The organism is Enterobacter sp. 22466 (genome assembly GCF_052044775.1).
Taxonomy (GTDB): domain Bacteria; phylum Pseudomonadota; class Gammaproteobacteria; order Enterobacterales; family Enterobacteriaceae; genus Enterobacter; species Enterobacter dissolvens.
Window position 1 is genome coordinate 61071 of record NZ_JBQENX010000007.1, and the last position, 18667, is coordinate 79737.

13 protein-coding genes and 3 tRNA genes are annotated in these 18667 nt (G+C 55.5%); 10 read left to right on the forward strand and 6 right to left on the reverse strand.

Translation table 11 applies throughout. The features are described from left to right. The first annotated feature begins 102 nt into the window (after window positions 1-102). The 3 genes from ptrA to recD are packed head-to-tail and all read left to right on the forward strand — an operon-like array spanning window position 103 to window position 8341. Entirely contained in the window at window positions 103-2985 is a 2883-nt protein-coding gene (ptrA, locus tag ACTJJI_RS17780) for a pitrilysin (RefSeq protein ID WP_014833117.1), read from the forward strand. Beyond that, complete coding sequence (recB, locus tag ACTJJI_RS17785; protein WP_440655032.1) at window positions 2982-6524, forward strand: exodeoxyribonuclease V subunit beta; 3543 nt, start codon at window positions 2982-2984, stop codon at window positions 6522-6524. Before ptrA ends, recB begins: the two co-directional genes overlap by 4 nt. After that, entirely contained in the window at window positions 6521-8341 is a 1821-nt protein-coding gene (gene recD / locus ACTJJI_RS17790) for an exodeoxyribonuclease V subunit alpha (protein WP_014833115.1), read from the forward strand. Before recB ends, recD begins: the two co-directional genes overlap by 4 nt. Window positions 8342-8395: 54 nt before the next feature. On the opposite strand, the gene argA is transcribed toward recD, so the two are convergent. Further along, a complete protein-coding gene (gene argA, locus ACTJJI_RS17795; RefSeq protein ID WP_014833114.1) occupies window positions 8396-9727 on the reverse strand; it encodes an amino-acid N-acetyltransferase in 1332 nt (443 codons plus the stop codon). 227 nt (window positions 9728-9954) lie between these two features. Between argA and amiC the strand changes: the two genes are divergently transcribed. Next, entirely contained in the window at window positions 9955-11208 is a 1254-nt protein-coding gene (amiC, locus tag ACTJJI_RS17800) for an N-acetylmuramoyl-L-alanine amidase AmiC (protein WP_014833113.1), read from the forward strand. Window positions 11209-11296: 88 nt separating this feature from the next. On the opposite strand, the gene ACTJJI_RS17805 is transcribed toward amiC, so the two are convergent. From ACTJJI_RS17805 to ACTJJI_RS17815, 3 genes are all read right to left on the reverse strand, one after another. Next, window positions 11297-11373 (reverse strand) — tRNA-Met (locus ACTJJI_RS17805). 44 nt (window positions 11374-11417) lie between these two features. After that, window positions 11418-11494 (reverse strand) — tRNA-Met (locus ACTJJI_RS17810). A gap of 44 nt (window positions 11495-11538) precedes the next feature. Beyond that, a tRNA-Met gene (locus tag ACTJJI_RS17815) sits at window positions 11539-11615 on the reverse strand. Window positions 11616-11824: 209 nt separating this feature from the next. Here ACTJJI_RS17815 and mltA point away from each other — a divergent pair. Both mltA and tcdA read left to right on the forward strand, forming a co-directional pair. Further along, window positions 11825-12922, forward strand: a complete 1098-nt coding sequence (gene mltA / locus ACTJJI_RS17820; protein ID WP_014833112.1) for a murein transglycosylase A — start codon at window positions 11825-11827, stop codon at window positions 12920-12922. A gap of 76 nt (window positions 12923-12998) precedes the next feature. After that, a complete protein-coding gene (gene tcdA, locus ACTJJI_RS17825) occupies window positions 12999-13805 on the forward strand; it encodes a tRNA cyclic N6-threonylcarbamoyladenosine(37) synthase TcdA (RefSeq protein ID WP_046889018.1) in 807 nt (268 codons plus the stop codon). On the opposite strand, the gene csdE is transcribed toward tcdA, so the two are convergent. Together csdE and csdA are read right to left on the reverse strand one after the other, a co-directional pair. Further along, window positions 13796-14242, reverse strand: a complete 447-nt coding sequence (gene csdE, locus ACTJJI_RS17830) for a cysteine desulfurase sulfur acceptor subunit CsdE (RefSeq protein WP_232943083.1) — start codon at window positions 14240-14242, stop codon at window positions 13796-13798. The genes tcdA and csdE overlap by 10 nt on opposite strands. Beyond that, window positions 14242-15447 carry a cysteine desulfurase CsdA gene (gene csdA, locus ACTJJI_RS17835; protein WP_196372753.1) on the reverse strand — a complete coding sequence of 402 codons (1206 nt, stop codon included), beginning with the start codon at window positions 15445-15447 and terminating at the stop codon, window positions 14242-14244. The genes csdE and csdA overlap by 1 nt, the downstream gene beginning before the upstream one ends. 192 nt (window positions 15448-15639) lie before the next feature. On the opposite strand from csdA, the gene ACTJJI_RS17840 reads away from it, so the two are divergent. From ACTJJI_RS17840 to rlmM, 4 genes are all read left to right on the forward strand, one after another. Next, window positions 15640-15867: a YgdI/YgdR family lipoprotein gene (locus ACTJJI_RS17840; protein WP_008499648.1), complete on the forward strand. Its 228-nt coding sequence runs from the start codon at window positions 15640-15642 to the stop codon at window positions 15865-15867. A gap of 349 nt (window positions 15868-16216) precedes the next feature. Continuing rightward, a complete protein-coding gene (gene gcvA / locus ACTJJI_RS17845) occupies window positions 16217-17134 on the forward strand; it encodes a glycine cleavage system transcriptional regulator GcvA (protein WP_014833108.1) in 918 nt (305 codons plus the stop codon). Between the two features lie 39 nt (window positions 17135-17173). Then, window positions 17174-17569 carry a DUF423 domain-containing protein gene (locus ACTJJI_RS17850; protein WP_003862756.1) on the forward strand — a complete coding sequence of 132 codons (396 nt, stop codon included), beginning with the start codon at window positions 17174-17176 and terminating at the stop codon, window positions 17567-17569. Further along, the gene (gene rlmM / locus ACTJJI_RS17855; RefSeq protein ID WP_047361407.1) at window positions 17562-18662 is read left to right on the forward strand and encodes a 23S rRNA (cytidine(2498)-2'-O)-methyltransferase RlmM; all 1101 of its coding nucleotides are present in this window, start codon (window positions 17562-17564) and stop codon (window positions 18660-18662) included. Before ACTJJI_RS17850 ends, rlmM begins: the two co-directional genes overlap by 8 nt. Window positions 18663-18667 lie beyond the last annotated feature (5 nt).

Here is an 18667-nt window from a genome sequence, read left to right on the forward strand (position 1 = left end):
ATGATGCACCTGCTATCACGGACTGATGTACCGAAAGAAAGAGATGCTGGCGTGTCCAGCACGCAGTTTGTTAATGATGTAGCCGTGATAAAGAGGTCGTTAATGCCAGGCAGCACCTTGTTCAAAGCGTTTGTTTTGTTTGTCGCCCTTTGGGCTCCCATCACTCAGGCAGGCTCCGGTTGGCAACCCGTTCAGGAAACTATCCGTAAGAGCGAAAAAGATACCCGTCAGTATCAGGCTGTACGCCTTGATAACGGGATGACCGTGCTGCTGGTTTCCGACCCGCAGGCGGTGAAATCCCTTTCAGCGTTAGTGGTGCCTGTGGGGTCGCTGGAAGATCCCGAAGCGCACCCGGGTCTTGCTCACTATCTGGAACATATGACGCTGATGGGTTCAAAAAAATACCCCCAGCCGGATAGCCTCTCCGAATTTCTGAAAATGCATGGCGGCAGCCACAACGCCAGTACGGCACCGTATCGGACGGCATTTTATCTTGAAGTTGAAAATGATGCCCTGGAAGGGGCTGTGGACCGCCTCGCTGATGCCATTGCCGCGCCGTTGCTGGATAAAAAATATGCTGACCGCGAACGCAACGCCGTTAACGCTGAATTGACTCTGGCCCGCACGCGTGACGGTATGCGCATGGCGCAAGTGAGCGCCGAAACCATCAACCCGGCGCACCCTGGCTCCCGTTTTTCCGGGGGGAATCTTGAGACGCTGAGTGACAAACCAAACAGCCCGGTGCTTGATGCGCTGCATGCGTTTCGCGATAAATATTACTCCGCTAACCTGATGAAAGCGGTTATCTACAGCAACAAACCGTTGCCGGAGCTGGCTGCCATGGCGGCGCAGACCTTTGGACGGGTACCAAATAAAAACATCGACCTGCCGCAGATAAACGTACCGGTTGTTACCGACGCGCAGAAAGGGATCGTGATCCACTACGTGCCTGCACTGCCGCGCAAGGTGTTACGCGTTGAGTTCCGCATTGATAACAATACGGCACAGTTCCGCAGTAAAACGGATGAACTGGTCACCTATCTTATTGGTAACCGTAGTCCGGGTACGCTTTCTGACTGGCTGCAAAAGCAGGGGCTGGTGGAAGGGATCCGTGCCGATTCCGATCCTGTGGTGAACGGCAACAGCGGTGTGCTGGCCATCTCCGCCACCCTGACCGACAAAGGGCTGGCGCACCGTGATGAGGTGGTGGCGGCTATCTTCAGCTATCTCTCGTTGCTGCGCGATAAAGGCGTTGATAAACGCTACTTTGACGAACTGGCACACGTGCTGGACCTCGATTTCCGTTATCCGTCCATTACCCGCGACATGGACTACGTTGAGTGGCTGGCGGACACCATGATCCGCGTGCCGGTGGAACATACGCTGGACGCGGTCAACATTGCCGACCGGTACGACGCTGAGGCGATAAAAGCGCGCCTGGCGATGATGACCCCGCAGAATGCCCGTATCTGGTACATCAGCCCGAACGAGCCGCATAACAAAACGGCCTATTTTGTGGATGCCCCTTATCAGGTGGATAAAATCAGTGCGCAAACCTTCGCCGACTGGCAGAAAAAGGCCGGAGAGATCGCCCTGAAGCTGCCGGAATTGAATCCCTATATCCCGGATGATTTCTCCCTGATTAAAACCACGAAAGCGTATCCACATCCGCAGCTTATTGTTGATGAGCCGACGTTGCGCGTGGTGTACACCCCAAGCCACTATTTTGCCAGTGAGCCAAAAGCCGATGTCAGCGTTGTCCTTCGCAACCCGAAAGCGATGGATAGCGCCAAAAATCAGGTGATGTTTGCGCTCAATGACTATCTGGCCGGTATCGCGCTTGACCAGCTCAGCAACCAGGCCGCCGTGGGTGGGATCAGCTTCTCTACCAACGCCAATAACGGTCTGATGGTCAATGCAAACGGCTATACCCAGCGTCTGCCTCAGCTGTTCCAGGCGTTGCTGGAGGGCTATTTCAGCTACACGCCAACGGAAGAACAGTTTGAGCAGGCTAAGTCCTGGTATGCGCAGATGATGGATTCTGCTGAGAAAGGCAAAGCGTACGATCAGGCGATCATGCCGGCGCAAATGCTGTCGCAAATCCCCTATTTCCAGCGTGAAGATCGCCGGGCGCTGCTGCCATCCCTCTCTTTAAAAGAGGTGCTGGCTTATCGCGACGCGCTGAAAACGAACACGCGTCCGGAGTTTCTTATCGTCGGCAATATGAGTGAGGAGCAGGCCAAAACGCTGGCAGAGAACGTACGTCAGCAGCTCGGTTCAAAAGGCGACGAGTGGTGCCGCAACCAGGATGTGCTGGTTGAGAAAAAACAGAATGTGATTTTCGAAAAAGCAGGCAACAGCACGGATTCCGCGCTGGCCGCCGTGTTTGTGCCTACGGGCTATGATGAATTCACCAGTTCTGCGCAGAGTGCCGTTCTGGGACAAATTATTCAGCCGTGGTTCTACAATCAACTGCGCACAGAAGAGCAGCTTGGTTACGCGGTCTTTGCGTTCTCCATGAACGTCGGCCGTCAGTGGGGGCTGGGTTTCCTGCTGCAGAGCAGCGATAAACAACCCGCTTATCTCTGGCAGCGTTACCAGGCATTCTTCCCGCAAGCGGAAGCCAGACTGCGAGCCATGAAGCCGGAAGAGTTCGCCCAGATCCAGCAGGCCGTGATTGCGCAGGTGATGCAACCGCCGCAGACGCTGGGTGAAGAAGCATCCCAGCTGAGCAAAGATTTTGATCGCGGTAATCTGAAATTTGATTCGCGTGATAAAGTAGTGGCCGAGATAAAACAGCTGACGCCTCAGAAGGTTGCTGACTTCTTCCATCAGGCGGTGGTTAAACCGCAGGGAATGGCCATTCTGTCTCAGGTTTCTGGTAGCCAGAGCGGGAAAACGGACTACGTTAACCCGAAAGGCTGGAAAATCTGGAAGAGCGTCAGCGCCCTGCAGCAATCTATGCCCTGGAGTAAGAAAGAATGACCGATACCGCTGAGCCTCTTGATCCCTTACGTTTACCTCTACAGGGTGAACGATTGATTGAAGCCTCAGCGGGAACGGGAAAAACATTCACCATTGCCGCACTGTATCTGCGCCTGTTGCTGGGGCTGGGCGGTCATGCCGCTTTTCCACGTCCACTAAGCGTGGAGGAGCTGCTGGTGGTGACCTTCACCGAGGCCGCCACCGCTGAGCTGCGCGGCCGTATCCGTGTCAATATTCATGAACTGCGCATCGCCTGTTTGCGCGAAAGCACGGATAACCCGCTCTACGCGAGCATGCTGGAAGAGATTGCCGATAAACAGCAGGCCGCACAGTGGCTGCTTCTGGCTGAACGGCAAATGGATGAGGCCTCCGTCTTCACCATTCACGGTTTTTGCCAGCGCATGCTGAGCCTGAATGCGTTTGAATCCGGCATGCTGTTTGAACAGCAGCTTATTGAAGATGAATCTGAGCTTCGCTATCAGGCCTGTGCAGATTTCTGGCGTCGCCACTGCTATCCCTTACAGCGAGATATCGCAGAAGCGGTACATGCGTTGTGGAAAGGGCCTGAGGAGCTTCTGCGTGCCATTGACCGCTACCTCCAGGGGGAAGCCCCGGTCATTAAATCCCCACCGCCTGCAGATGAAACGCTGGCCTCGCGCCATGAAAAAATTGTCGCGAAGATTGCCGCCCTGAAGCAAAAATGGCTCGAGTCTGTCAGCGAGATTGACGCTATTATCGAAAATTCCGGCATCGACAGGCGCAAGTTTAACCGTGGCAATCAGGGGAAATGGATCGACAGGATCACTGCCTGGGCGCAGGAAGAGACACGCGGTTATCAGCTTCCGGACGCGCTGGAAAAATTTTCCCGGCGTTTTCTGGTTGAGCGCACCAAAGCCGATGGCATAGTTCCGGAGCACCCGCTGTTTGTTGAGATCGAAACCCTGCTGGCAGAGCCGTTAACCCTCAACGACCTGATGATCACCCGCGCTATGACGGAGATCCGTGAAGCGGTCTCGCGTGAGAAACGCCGCCGGGGGGAGCTGGGTTTTGACGATATGCTAAGTCGCCTGGACGCGGCGTTGTGCAGTGAAAACGGCGAGGCGCTTGCCGCCGCCATCCGCACGCGCTTTCCGGTGGCGATGATTGACGAATTTCAGGATACCGATCCCCAGCAGTACCGCATTTTCCGCCGTATCTGGCGACAGCAGCCCGACACCGCGCTGTTGCTGATTGGCGATCCAAAGCAGGCCATTTATGCCTTCCGTGGGGCGGATATTTTCACCTACATGAAAGCCCGTAGCGAGGTGGCGGCGCACTACACCCTGGACACCAACTGGCGTTCCTCACCGGGGATGGTGGAGAGCGTCAACGCGCTTTTCAGCCGCATGGAGTCGGCGTTTATGTTCCGGGAAATTCCCTTTCAACCGGTAAAATTCGCTGCCAGAAATGCCGCGTTACGCTTTGAATTCAACGGCGTGACCCAACCCGCGATGAATTTCTGGCTGCTGGACGGCGAGGGGTGTGGCGTTGCGGACTATCAACATGCCATGGCTCAGTACTGTGCCGCGCAGATCCGGGACTGGCTCAGCGCAGGCACGCGCGGTGAGGCGTTGCTGTGGAAGGGGGATAAATCCACCCCGGTAAAGGCATCCGATATTACGGTGCTGGTGCGCAGTCGTCAGGAGGCGGCGCTGATCCGTGATGCGCTGACGTCACTGAATATCCCGTCTGTGTATCTCTCTAACCGCGATAGTGTCTTTGAAACGCTGGAAGCGCAGGAGATGCTGTGGTTGCTGCAGGCCGTGCTGGTGCCGGAGCGGGAAAGCACCCTTCGCAGCGCGCTGGCAAGCAGCATGCTGGGACTGAACGCGCGCGATATTGATGCTCTAAATAACGACGAAGCCGCCTGGGATGCGGTGGTCGAAGAGTTTGTGCATTACCGCGAGCGCTGGCAAAAACGCGGCGTGATGCCGATGCTGCGTGAACTGATGAGGCAGCGTCACATTGCTGAGAATATGCTCGCCACGGCAGGCGGCGAGCGCCGTCTGACCGATATTTTGCATATCAGCGAACTGTTGCAGGAGGCGGGCACGCAGTTGGAAAGTGAGCATGCCCTGGTGCGCTGGCTCGCGCAGCAAATTGCCGATCCGAACAGTAACTCGTCGAGCCAGCAGATGCGTCTCGAGAGTGATAAACACCTGGTGCAAATCGTCACCATTCACAAGTCGAAAGGCCTGGAGTATCCGCTGGTCTGGCTGCCGTTTATCGCCAATTACCGGGTGCAGGACCAGGCCTTTTACCACGATCGTGAGTCCTTCGAAGCGGTGCTCGATCTCAGTAAAGCAGAGTCCAGCGTTGAACTGGCCGAGGCCGAGCGCCTGGCCGAAGATTTACGCTTGCTCTATGTGGCACTGACCCGCTCGGTCTGGCACTGTAGTCTGGGTGTCGCGCCGCTATTCCGCCGCCGTGGCGAAAAGACAGGTGAGACCGATTTTCATCTGAGCGCGCTGGGCAGGCTGATTCAGCTCGGCGAGCCCAAAGATGCGGCAGGGTTGCGTCTGTGTATCGACTCACTCTGCGGGGAACATATTGCCCTGCATATTCCGTCGCAACCCGATAATAGCCGCTGGCAACTGCCAGAGCAGCAGGCGTCTGAGCTGCATGCCCGGCAGATTACGCGAACCGTTGCAGACGACTGGCGTGTGACCAGCTACTCCGGTTTACAGCAGCACGGGCAGAGCATTGCGCAGGATCTGATGCCTAAGCTTGACGTGGATGCCGCAGGAACCGGAAGTGTGCCGGATGAACCGGTGCTGACTCCTCATCAATTTCCGCGCGGCGCGTCACCGGGCACATTTTTACACAGCCTGTTTGAAGAGCTGGATTTCACCCAACCTGTCTCTGAGGAGTGGGTACTGAAAATGTTGCAAAGTGGGGGCTACGACGCACAATGGCAGCCGGTGCTCACCGAATGGATCAGTGCAATCCTTCACGCCCCGCTGACGGCACAGGGTATATCGCTCAGCCAGTTGACGGCTAAAGATAAGCAGGTGGAGATGGAGTTTTATCTTCCCATCGCCAGCCCGCTAAAGGCCGAGGCGCTGGATGCGCTGATCCGCGAGTATGACCCGTTATCCGCCGGTTGCCCGCCACTTAACTTCCGTCAGGTTCAGGGGATGCTGAAGGGCTTTATCGACCTGGTGTTCCGCCATGAAGGGCGTTACTACCTGCTGGATTACAAATCGAACTGGTTGGGTGAAAACAGCGAAGCCTACACTCAACAGGCGATGGCCTCTGCCATGCAGATGCATCGTTACGATCTGCAATACCAGTTATATACCCTGGCGCTGCATCGCTATCTGCGTCATCGCATTGCAAATTACCGCTACGAAGACCATTTTGGCGGGGTGATTTACCTCTTCCTGCGCGGGGTGGATGCCGCCGATCCGCGCTCGGGGATCTTCTGTACGCGCCCGGACGAGGCACTGATTGAAAAAATGGACAGCTTGTTTGCCGCAGGCACGGAGGAGGTGGCATGACGATGCAGGAATTACTGCTGGAAGCCGTAGAACAACGACTGCTGCGCCATCTAGATGTGCAGTTCGCCATGATGGTGGCTGGCGAGCAGCCGGCCGTGATGCTCGCTGCCGCTATCCTGAGCAAAGATGCGGGGGAAGGGCATGTCTGTCTGCCGCTTTCGCGTCTGGCGATTGATGAAAAAATGCCTGTGGCCCTTCAGTCCTGTTTTGCCCTGCTGGGCGAATCCGTGGACTGGCAGACCGTTTTGCTGAGCTCTCCAGCTGTCAGCAGAGCCGATACCCAGACGCCCATGATCCTTATCGGCGAGCGGTTGTACCTTAACCGGCTGTGGCGTAATGAACTGACGGTAGCGCGCTTTTTCAGCGAGACAAACGCGCCGCTTCCCTGTGAAGAAGCGCAGCTCCGGCAAACGCTGGATGCCCTGTTTACCTCAGATGAGGCGACAGACTGGCAGAAAGTGGCGGCGGCCGTCGCCTTAACGCGGCGGATCTCGGTGATCTCGGGCGGACCGGGCACGGGTAAAACCACCACCGTGGCCAAACTGCTTGCCGCACTGATTCAGCTGTCGGGTGAGCAAAAATGCCGTATTCGCCTGGCAGCACCCACCGGCAAAGCGGCGGCCAGGCTGACGGAGTCGTTAGGTGGCGCGCTGCAAAAACTGCCGCTCACCCGGGAACAGCTTGCGCTTTTCCCCAATGAAGCCAGCACCCTGCACCGGCTACTGGGTGCCCAGCCGGGCAGCCAGCGCCTGCGTTACCATGCCGGAAACCCGCTGCATCTCGATGTGCTGGTCGTGGATGAAGCGTCGATGATCGACCTGACGATGATGTCGCGGCTGATTGACGCCTTACCTCCCCACGCGCGCGTGATTTTCCTTGGCGATCGTGACCAGCTTGCCTCGGTGGAAGCCGGTGCCGTGCTGGGCGATATCTGCACCTATGCGAGTCTTGGGTATACCGCGGAACGTGCTGAAGAGTTAGCCCGCCTCACCGGCTGTTCGCTCGCAGCTGAAAGCCACTCTCTCGCGGCAGCGCTGCGCGACAGCCTCTGTCTGCTGCAAAAAAGCTACCGTTTCGGGAGTGATTCCGGCATTGGCCAACTGGCGGCGGCCGTGAACAGAGGGGATCGGCATGCGACCAGTGCTGTTTTTGACGGCAGCTTCAATGATATTGAGAAGAAATCGCTGCAAACCGGGGAAGAGTATCAGGCGATGCTGGATGATGCCCTGCTGGGCTATCAGCACTTCCTGACGAGCGTGCAGCAGCAACATACGCCTGCGCAGGTCATTGCCGCGTTTGGCGAATATCAGTTGCTGTGTGCGCTGAGGGAAGGGCCTTTTGGCGTCAGCGGCCTTAACGACAGGCTTGAGCAATTGCTTGCGCAAAAGCGCAAAATCACCCGCACGCCGCATTCACGCTGGTATGAAGGTCGGCCAGTCATGATCTCCCGCAACGATAGCGCGCTGGGGTTGTTCAACGGGGATATTGGCATTGCGCTTGATCGTGGACAGGGGCTTCGCGTCTGGTTCCTGATGCCGGATGGTAGCGTGAAGTCCGTACAGCCCAGCCGCTTGCCTGAACATGAAACAGCATGGGCGATGACGGTACACAAATCTCAGGGATCCGAGTTCAACCATGCGGCGCTGATCCTGCCCACCCAGCTCTCACCCGTCATTACCCGCGAGCTGATCTACACCGCCATCACCCGTGCGCGTCAGCGCTTGTCGCTCTATACCGATGAGCGTGTGCTGGTGCAGGCGATTGCCACCCGTACGGAACGGCGAAGCGGCCTGAGCGCGATATTTGAGTCCCTCTGAAGGACGTCAGAAATGTAAGCCGGGTGAGCGCAGCGCCACCCGGCGAAGGTTGAATTATCCCAGGTCGGCCATCAGCACCTTCGAGCGGCGTTGATAGTTGTACATCTCTTTTTTACTTTCAGGCAGCAAATCAATATCTACAGGCGTAAAACCGCGCTCCTGGAACCAGTGAATGCTGCGCGTGGTCAGGACGAACAGCTTGCTCAGGCCCATCTGGCGCGCCTGGGCCGCCACGCGCTCAAGCAGCATCTCGCCGCGTGAAGAGCTGCGGTAGTCTGGATGGACGGCGACGCAGGCCATTTCGCCGATCTTCTCTTCCGGGAACGGATAGAGCGCGGCGCAGGCGATTGTCAGGTTATCGCGCTGGATAATCGTGAATTTGTCGATCTCCATTTCCAGCTGTTCGCGGGAACGGCGCACCAGGATCCCTTGCTGCTCCAGCGGGCGAATTAACTCCAGAATGCCGCCAATATCGTTAATGGTGGCGCGGCGGATTTGCTCCGCACTCTCCATTACGATCTGGGTGCCGATACCGTCGCGGGAGAATAGCTCCTGCAGCAGGGCACCGTCTTCCTGATAGCTGATCAGGTGGCTACGACGCACGCCGCTGCGGCAGGCTTTCACCGCACCGCGCAGAAAACGGACGGTACCAGAATGATAATCCCCTTCGGCTTCCAGCGCTTCGACGCGGGCCTGAGCCTCATTAGGGAAGAGTTCTGGCACAATCACGCCCTCATCGTTGACGACGCCCTGGGAAGAGCAAAACCCAATCATTTTTTCTGCTTTCAGTTTGATCGCCAGCTGGGTGGCAATCTCTTCAGACGTGAGGTTAAAGCTCTCGCCGGTGACGGAAACGGCCACCGGCCCCATCAGTACGATGGCGCCGCTATCCAGTTGACGGTGAATGGCTTCCTCATCAATACGACGAATACGTCCGCTGTGGCAATAGTCCACACCGTCGTCCACGCCCAGAGGCTGAGCAATGATGAAGTTACCGCTGACGACGTTGATATGCGCCCCCTGCAGCGGCGTGTTGTTCAGGCTCATGGACAGGCGCGCGGTGATATCCAGCTGCAGCAGACCCGCGGCCTGTTTCACCAGCTCCAGGGTTTTGGCATCCGTAACGCGGGTATGCTTGTGATAAATCGGCTCGTGATGGTGCGCGGCCAGGTTCGCATCGATTTGTGGACGCGCGCCATACACCACCACCAGGCGGATGCCGAGGCTGTGCAGCAGGCCGATGTCATTGACGATGCTGGAAAAGTTTTCATGCTCAATGGCTTCGCCGCCGAGCATGATGACAAACGTTTTTCCCCGATGGGCGTTGATATAGGGAACAGAATGGCGGAATCCCTGGACCAGTTCGGTTCTACGTTCCTTCACCATGGCACAACCCTTAATGAATGTTTATTCGTAATTTCTGTATTTTTATTCGATTGTGGTCGCATGTGCAAGCCTAAATTTTCTGCGACCCACAGAAATTAATAAGTAATCCGTGCGTTAACGTATGATTGTTTACCCTTTTATAGATGACAGTTTATGCGTCATTCGTTAAAGTTTTCGGTCAATTTTGATGTTTTGTCTGTCAATCAGATTTCTTGCTCGGGAGAAGCATGTCGGGATCCAATTCAGCAATAAGCCGCCGCCGTTTGTTAAAAGGGGCCGGGGCGATGTGGCTGCTCAGCGTCAGCCAGGTGGGTCTTGCCGCCACAAGTCAGGTGGTGGCGGTGCGCGTCTGGCCGTCGTCAACCTATACGCGCGTCACGGTGGAATCCAATCGGGTGCTGAAATATAAGCAGTTTGCCCTCAGCAACCCTGAGCGTGTGGTGGTGGATCTCGAAGGTGTTAACCTGAACTCCGTTCTGAAGGGGATGGCGGCGCAGATCCGAGGCGATGATCCGTTTATCAAATCGGCGCGCGTAGGGCAGTTTGATCCGCAAACCGTGCGCATGGTGTTTGAACTGAAGCAGAATGTGAAACCGCAGCTGTTTGCCCTTGCGCCTGTTGCGACGTTCAAAGAACGTCTGGTGATGGATCTCTATCCGGCAAATGCAACGGACATTCAGGATCCCCTTCTGGCATTACTGGAAGACTACAACCAGGGCAATCTTGAGAAACAGGTTCCACCTGCGCAAAGTGGCCCGCAGCCCGGGAAAGCAGGGCGCGATCGCCCGATTGTGATCATGCTCGATCCTGGCCATGGAGGCGAAGACTCAGGCGCGATAGGCAAATACCGGACGCGGGAAAAAGATGTGGTGTTGCAGATTGCCCGCCGTCTTAAAGCGTTAATCGATAAAGAGGGCAACATGCGCGCCTATATGACGCGCAATGAAGATGTCTTTATTCCGCTGAAAGTGCGTGTGGCAAAAGCCCAGAAGCAGCGTGCGGATCTCTTTGTCTCTATCCACGCTGATGCGTTTACCAGCCGTCAGCCAAGTGGATCGTCAGTATTTGCCCTCTCAACCAAAGGGGCGACCAGTACCGCGGCGCGTTACCTCGCGGACACGCAGAACGCCTCGGATCTCATCGGTGGTGTGAGCAAAAGCGGCGACCGCTATGTGGATCACACCATGTTCGATATGGTGCAATCGCTGACCATTACCGACAGCCTGAAGTTTGGTAAAGCGGTGCTGGGTAAGCTTGGCAATATCAACAAGCTGCACAAAAACAGCGTTGAGCAGGCCGGGTTTGCGGTACTGAAAGCGCCAGATATCCCATCTATCCTGGTCGAAACGGCGTTTATCAGTAACGTGGAAGAGGAGCGGAAGCTCAAGACGGCTAAATTCCAGCAGGAAGTGGCGGAGTCGATTCTGGCAGGGATCAGGGCGTATTTCTCTGACGGGGCGACGCTGGCAAGACGTGGATAATGCTGCCCGCCGGGTTAACGCCCGGCAAATTCACAAACGACAGATACAAAAAAACACCCTTAAGGGTGTTGATTGTTTTTAGAAGTATTGGTTGCGGGGGCCGGATTTGAACCGACGACCTTCGGGTTATGAGCCCGACGAGCTACCAGGCTGCTCCACCCCGCGTCCGTCTTTCTACTTGTGTAGAAACTTACTTCTTCAAATTTGATTGGTTGCGGGGGCCGGATTTGAACCGACGACCTTCGGGTTATGAGCCCGACGAGCTACCAGGCTGCTCCACCCCGCGTCCGTCTTTCTACTCTCGTAGAAGATACTTCATCAAATTTTAATTGGTTGCGGGGGCCGGATTTGAACCGACGACCTTCGGGTTATGAGCCCGACGAGCTACCAGGCTGCTCCACCCCGCGTCCGTGGATGCGCACTATACTCGGTTAGGTTTGTGATGCAACCCCTTTTTCACATAATTCATTAATTTTGTATGTAAATTGAACGGCATCGAAACCTTTGGACTATTTTTTGCTCAGAATTTGCCAAAGGGCATGTGATTCCGTTTCTTTAGAACAGTGGGTTTGTTATCTTCATCACGCGGAAATGGGCAACTTAAAGACGAGATATAATGAAAGGACGTTGGGCAAAGTATCTGATCACGGGCGCAATGGTAGCGATTCTTGCCGCCTGTTCTTCTAAACCGACCGATCGCGGTCAACAGTATAAAGACGGGAAATTATCCCAGCCTTTCTCTTTAGTTAACCAGCCGGATGCTGTCGGCGCACCGATCAACGCCGGTGATTTCTCCGAGCAGGTTTACCAGATCCGCAATGCGTCGCCGCGCCTGTATGGCTCACAGAGTAGCGTTTATAACGCCGTGCAGGACTGGCTGCGTGCGGGCGGTGATACGCGCAACATGCGCCAGTTTGGTATCGACGCCTGGCAGATGGAAGGGGCGGACAACTACGGCAACGTGCAGTTTACCGGCTATTACACTCCGGTTATCCAGGCGCGCCATACGCGTCAGGGCGAATTCCAGTATCCCATTTATCGTATGCCGCCAAAACGTGGCCGCCTGCCGTCCCGCGCGGAGATCTACGCCGGTGCGCTTAGCGAAAACTACGTCCTGGCTTACAGCAACTCCCTGATGGACAACTTCATCATGGATGTTCAGGGCAGTGGCTACATCGATTTTGGTGACGGTTCTCCGCTGAACTTCTTTAGCTACGCCGGCAAAAACGGCCATGCCTACCGCAGCATTGGTAAAGTGCTGATCGACCGGGGCGAAGTGAAAAAAGAAGATATGTCGATGCAGGCGATCCGCGAGTGGGGCGAAAAACACAGTGAAGCCGAGGTGCGTGAGCTGCTGGAGCAGAACCCGTCATTCGTCTTCTTTAAACCGCAAAACTTTGCGCCGGTGAAAGGGGCGAGCGCCGTGCCGCTGATTGGCCGTGCGTCGGTGGCATCGGATCGTTCCATCATTCCTGCGGGTACCACGCTGCTGGCAGAAGTGCCGCTGCTGGACAATAACGGTAAATTTAACGGTCAGTACGAGTTACGTCTGATGGTGGCGCTGGATGTCGGTGGGGCAATCAAAGGCCAGCACTTTGATATTTATCAGGGGATTGGCCCGGACGCCGGCCACCGTGCAGGCTGGTATAACCACTATGGCCGCGTATGGGTGCTGAAGACAGCGCCTGGCGCCGGAAACGTATTCAGCGGCTGATTGTGGTATTCTGAGCGGAATACGGATTACTGTTCAGGGTGAGGAAAAACCTCACCCTTTTTACATCTGAGGTTTTATGTCTGTGGTAATCAGCGACGCGTGGCGCCAGCGTTTTGGCGGTACGGCACGTCTCTATGGTGAAAAAGCCCTGCAGCTGTTTGCGGATGCGCATGTCTGCGTCGTGGGCATTGGTGGTGTGGGCTCGTGGGCGGCAGAAGCGCTGGCGAGAACCGGTATTGGCGCAATCACGCTGATTGATATGGATGACGTGTGCGTCACCAACACCAACCGTCAAATCCATGCCCTGCGTGACAACGTCGGCCTGGCAAAATCTGAGGTCATGGCAGAGCGTATCCGCCTGATCAACCCGGAATGTCGGGTCACGGTGATTGATGATTTTGTGACGGCAGATAATGTCGCTGACTACATGAGCAGAGGCTACAGCTACGTGATTGACGCGATTGATAGCGTGCGTCCAAAAGCGGCGCTTATTGCGTACTGTCGTCGTTACAAGGTGCCACTGGTGACCACCGGTGGCGCGGGCGGACAAATTGATCCCACGCAGATCCAGGTGGCCGATCTGGCGAAAACCATTCAGGATCCGTTGGCGGCCAAACTGCGTGAACGGCTGAAAAGCGACTTCAACGTGGTGAAAAACAGCAAAGGTAAGCTGGGCGTCGACTGCGTTTTCTCGACTGAAGCGCTGGTTTATCCGCAGGCTGACGGCTCGGTCTGTGCCATGAAAAGCACGGCGGAAGGGCCTAAAAGGATGGATTGCGCCTCAGGATTTGGTGCGGCCACCATGGTGACCGCCTCCTTTGGCTTTGTGGCGGTATCTCACGCCCTGAAGAAGATGATGGCGAAGGCGGAACGTCAGGCCTGAGCCTGACGGGCGGCGTCCTGTACCGCTTCACTAAGGGCGACCAGGCCCTGGCCGCGCGAGGCGCTCAGCTGCGCGCGCAAACCCAGTTCATCGAACAGAGCCAGCGGCGAGTGCGCCAGTAGCGTCGCCGCGCTTTTACCCTCGACGGCGGTTAACAGCACCGCCAGCAGCCCGCGAACGATGCGTCCTTCGCTGTCGCCAAAGAAATGCAGTTTCTCTCCGGATACGCTGAACCCAAGCCAGACGCGGTTTTCGCACCCCGCGATCTCCTTTGCCTGTGCTTTAAGATCGTCAGAAAGGGCCGGAAGCTGCTTACCCAGCAGGATCAGTTGACGATATTTATCTTCCCATTGCGTGAGCGGCGCAAAGGTCTGTTTTAACGTTTCTTCTGTGATCACTGTGCCAAACGGGTGTCCGGCTAAAGCAGAGCTAGTCATTAATCCACCAGGAGTTCAAGGGCGCGGTCAACCGCGGAAATCAGTGCGTCGACATCGCTTTGGGTATTGTAAGGCGCAAACGAGGCGCGCAGTGTACCACTCACGCCAAGTGCCGCCAGCAGCGGCTGGGCGCAATGCTGTCCGGCACGCAGGGCAATGCCATATCCGGCCAACAGCGTCACCATGTCGCTATGGTGTACGCCTGCAAAATCAAAAGCTAACAGGCTAGAGTCCTGCACGCGGAACGAACGAAAGCCAGGACGTTTTTTAAGCTCTTCTTCAGCCAGCGTCGCCAGACCCCGGCTCCAGCTTTCAGCCTGGACAATGTCCGTTTCAGCGAGCCATTCGAGGGCGGCGCTCAGGCCAATGACGCCCGCCACGTTCGGCGTTCCTGCTTCCAGACGGTAAGGAACGTCCTGCGTTTTAAAGCCCTCGAAAGAGACTTCTGTGATCATCTTGCCGCCACCGAGCCACGGCGTCATTTGCGCCAGCAACTCAGGCTTACCGTACAACGCCCCAATACCGGTTGGTCCGTAAAGCTTATGTCCTGAGAAGGCATAAAAATCGATATCCAGTTTTTGTACATCGGCCGGGAAATGGACCACACCCTGCGCACCGTCGATCATCACCACCATGCCGCTGGCATGCGCGATGCGGATAGCCTGTGCCAAATCCGGGCAGCCACCGGTGACGTTCGACATCTGTCCAAGCGCCAGAATGCGGCTGCGCGGTGTAATCAGCTCCGGTAAACGTGCCACGTCCGGCAGATAATCTGCCCCCAGCGGGAGTTTCACCACCCGTGCCCCGGTTTGTTCTGCCACCATCAGCCAGGGTACCAGGTTGGCGTGATGTTCCGCCTCACTGACGATGATTTCGTCTCCTGGCTGGAGCAGGGGGCGGGCATAGCACTGGGCCACCATGTTAATGGCTTCAGTGGTGCCTCGTGTCCAGACGATGTTTTTTCCGCTGTCGGCATTGATCAGGCGTGCAACCTGATCGCGTGCGGCTTCATAGCGAGCGGTTAAGCGCCGGGCCTCGGCAAACTGGCTACGATGCACATTGCCTGCGCTCAGGCTATAGAACTGCTGCGTTGCCTCAATCACCGCCTGTGGCTTTAAGGCGGTGGCAGCGCTATCAAGATAAATACCGGCATCGGCCAGCGCCGGAAACTGTGCGCGAAACTGCGCAGGACTGAAAGCGTTCATGGAATTCCTCATCTCATTACAGAGATCGTCGCGCAATTTCCGCGCCACGGCAAGGCGGATGATCTCTATCGGAATAGTCTGCTTATCACTATGCCCCTGAAAAAGCAGGTTATGCTAAATAGTGTTAGGCGGATGTTTTAGCCTGTTATAAATCGAGGTTTGAATAGCATTAATTGCTAAAGGAGAAGAATCATGAATAAGACAGCTGCAATCATTTCTGCCTGTGCGTTTACTTTTGCCCTGAGCGCCTGTTCTGGTAACAACTACGTCATGCACACTAACGATGGTCGTTCCATTGTTTCGGAAGGGAAACCGACAACCGATAACGATACCGGGATGATTTCATATAAAGATGCTAACGGGAACAAGCAGCAGATCAACCGCACGGACGTGAAAGAGATGAAAGAGATCGAGCATTAACAGATCGATAAGCAAAAAAAAGCACCGCAAATTGGCGGTGCTACATTAATCACTATGGACAGACAGGGTAAATGTACAGGAAGTGAAAAATTGGTAGCGTTGCTACCGTGGTCTGAATCGCAGACCAATTGCAAACACAACAACACAACATCACAACCGTAAGCCAAAAGCCCTTCAGAACACGCATTCCAAAAAAAGCTTCTCGTTCCGGCTCAGGAAGTGCCGCCACTATAGGTATTTGCTGGTAGTTCCTCAACGGACAAATTATAATGGCTCAGATAAAAAAAACTAATAGGTTAAACGTTGTTTCCTATTTGTTAAATCTCGTTAACATCTAAGCCAGATAACCATGTCCAAGCGATTGCCACCCCTTAATGCATTACGCGTTTTTGATGCAGCAGCACGTCACCTGAGCTTCACCCGTGCAGCAGATGAGCTTTTTGTGACACAGGCCGCAGTAAGTCACCAAATCAAGTCCCTGGAGGATTTTCTGGGCCTCAAGCTGTTCCGCCGGCGCAACCGTTCACTGTTGTTGACGGAAGAGGGGCAGAGCTATTTTCAGGATATTAAAGAGATTTTTTCCCAGCTCACGGAAGCCACGCGTAAGCTGCAGGCGAGGAGTGCAAAAGGCGCACTAACGGTAAGTTTATTGCCCAGTTTTGCCATTCAATGGCTGGTACCCAGACTCTCAAGCTTTAACTCAGCTTATCCGGGAATTGACGTTCGAATCCAGGCCGTGGATCGTCAGGAAGACAAACTGGCGGACGATGTGGATGTCGCCATTTTTTATGGTCGCGGTAACTGGCCAGGCTTGCGTGTCGAGAAATTATACGCAGAATATCTGCTACCGGTCTGTTCGCCGCTGCTTTTAACAGGTGATAAAGCGTTAAAGTCGCCCGCCGATCTGGCACAACATACGCTATTACACGATGCTTCTCGCCGCGACTGGCAAACTTATACCCGTCAATTAGGTCTTAATCATATAAACGTGCAGCAGGGGCCCATTTTTAGCCACAGTGCGATGGTGCTACAGGCTGCCATTCACGGACAGGGCGTGGCGCTGGCGAACAACGTCATGGCGCAGTCCGAAATTGAGGCTGGCCGTCTGGTTTGCCCTTTTAATGATGTACTGGTCAGCAAGAATGCGTTTTATCTGGTTTGTCATGACAGTCAGGCAGAACTGGGTAAAATAGCCGCTTTCCGGCAGTGGATACTGGCGAAAGCGGCGAGCGAGCAAGAAAAATTCCGCTTCAGGTATGAACAATAACTTTTGTGTGCCGGGCACGCATTACTTTAGGACTGAAACATGACCAGCCGATTCATGCTGATTTTTGCCGCGGTGAGTGGCTTTATTTTTGTTGCACTGGGCGCCTTTGGCGCACATGTCTTAAGCAAGTCTTTGGGCGTCGTTGAGATGGGCTGGATCCAGACCGGCCTTGAATATCAGGCGTTCCATACCCTGGCTATTTTTGGGCTGGCGGTGGCGATGCAGCGCCGGATCAGCATCTGGTTTTACTGGAGCAGTGTATTCCTGGCGCTGGGCACGGTGCTGTTCAGCGGCAGCCTTTACTGCCTTGCACTCTCGCATTTGCGCCTGTGGGCGTTTGTTACACCTGTCGGCGGCGTCAGCTTCCTGGCAGGGTGGGTATTAATGTTTATCGGAGCTATCCGTCTGAAACGCAAGGGCGTTGTTCATGAATAAGGTTGTTTTATATTGTCGCCCGGGGTTTGAGAAAGAGTGCGCCGCGGAAATTACGGATAAAGCGGCGAAGCGAGAAGTCTTCGGTTTTGCGCGCGTTAAGGATAATGCGGGCTATGTGGTGTTCGAATGCTACCAGCCTGACGATGCGGATAAGCTGGCACGCGAGCTGCCGTTCAGCTCACTGATCTTTGCGCGCCAGATGTTTGTCGCGGGTGAGTTGTTGAAAGATCTTCCGCCAGAAGATCGCATCACCCCGATTGTGGGCATGCTGCAGGGCGTGGTCGAGAAGGGCGGTGATTTGCGCGTTGAGGTGGCCGACACCAACGAAAGCAAAGAACTGATGAAGTTCTGCCGTAAGTTCACCGTACCGCTGCGCGCGGCGCTGCGTGATGCCGGCGTGCTGACAAATTACGAAACGCCAAAGCGTCCGGTGGTGCATATCTTCTTTATTGCCCCGGGCTGCTGCTACACCGGTTACTCTTACACCAACAACAACTCTCCGTTCTTTATGGGGATCCCACGTCTGAAGTTCCCGGCTGATGCGCCGAGCCGTTCAACCCTGAAGCTGGAGGAGGCGTTTCACGTCTTTATTCCAGCGGATGAGTGGGATGAGCGTCTGGCCAACGGCATGTACGCGGTCGATCTCGGGGCATGCCCCGGGGGCTGGACCTATCAGCTGGTGAAACGCAACATGTGGGTGTCGTCTGTTGATAACGGCCCGATGGCGCAAAGCCTGATGGACACCGGGCAGGTCACCTGGCTGCGTGAAGACGGTTTCCGCTATCGTCCAACCCGCAATAACATCTCCTGGATGGTGTGCGATATGGTGGAAAAACCAGCGAAAGTGGCGGCACTGATGGCCTCCTGGCTGGTGAACGGCTGGTGCCGTGAGACGATTTTTAACCTCAAGCTGCCAATGAAAAAGCGCTATGAGGAGGTCTCTCAGAACCTGGCCTATATTCAGCAGCAACTGGATGAACACGGCATTAACGTGGAGATCCAGGCGCGTCAGCTGTATCACGATCGCGAAGAGGTGACGGTGCATATTCGTCGCTGGTGGGCGGCCGTGGGTGGGCGTCGCGACGAGCGATAGGCCCC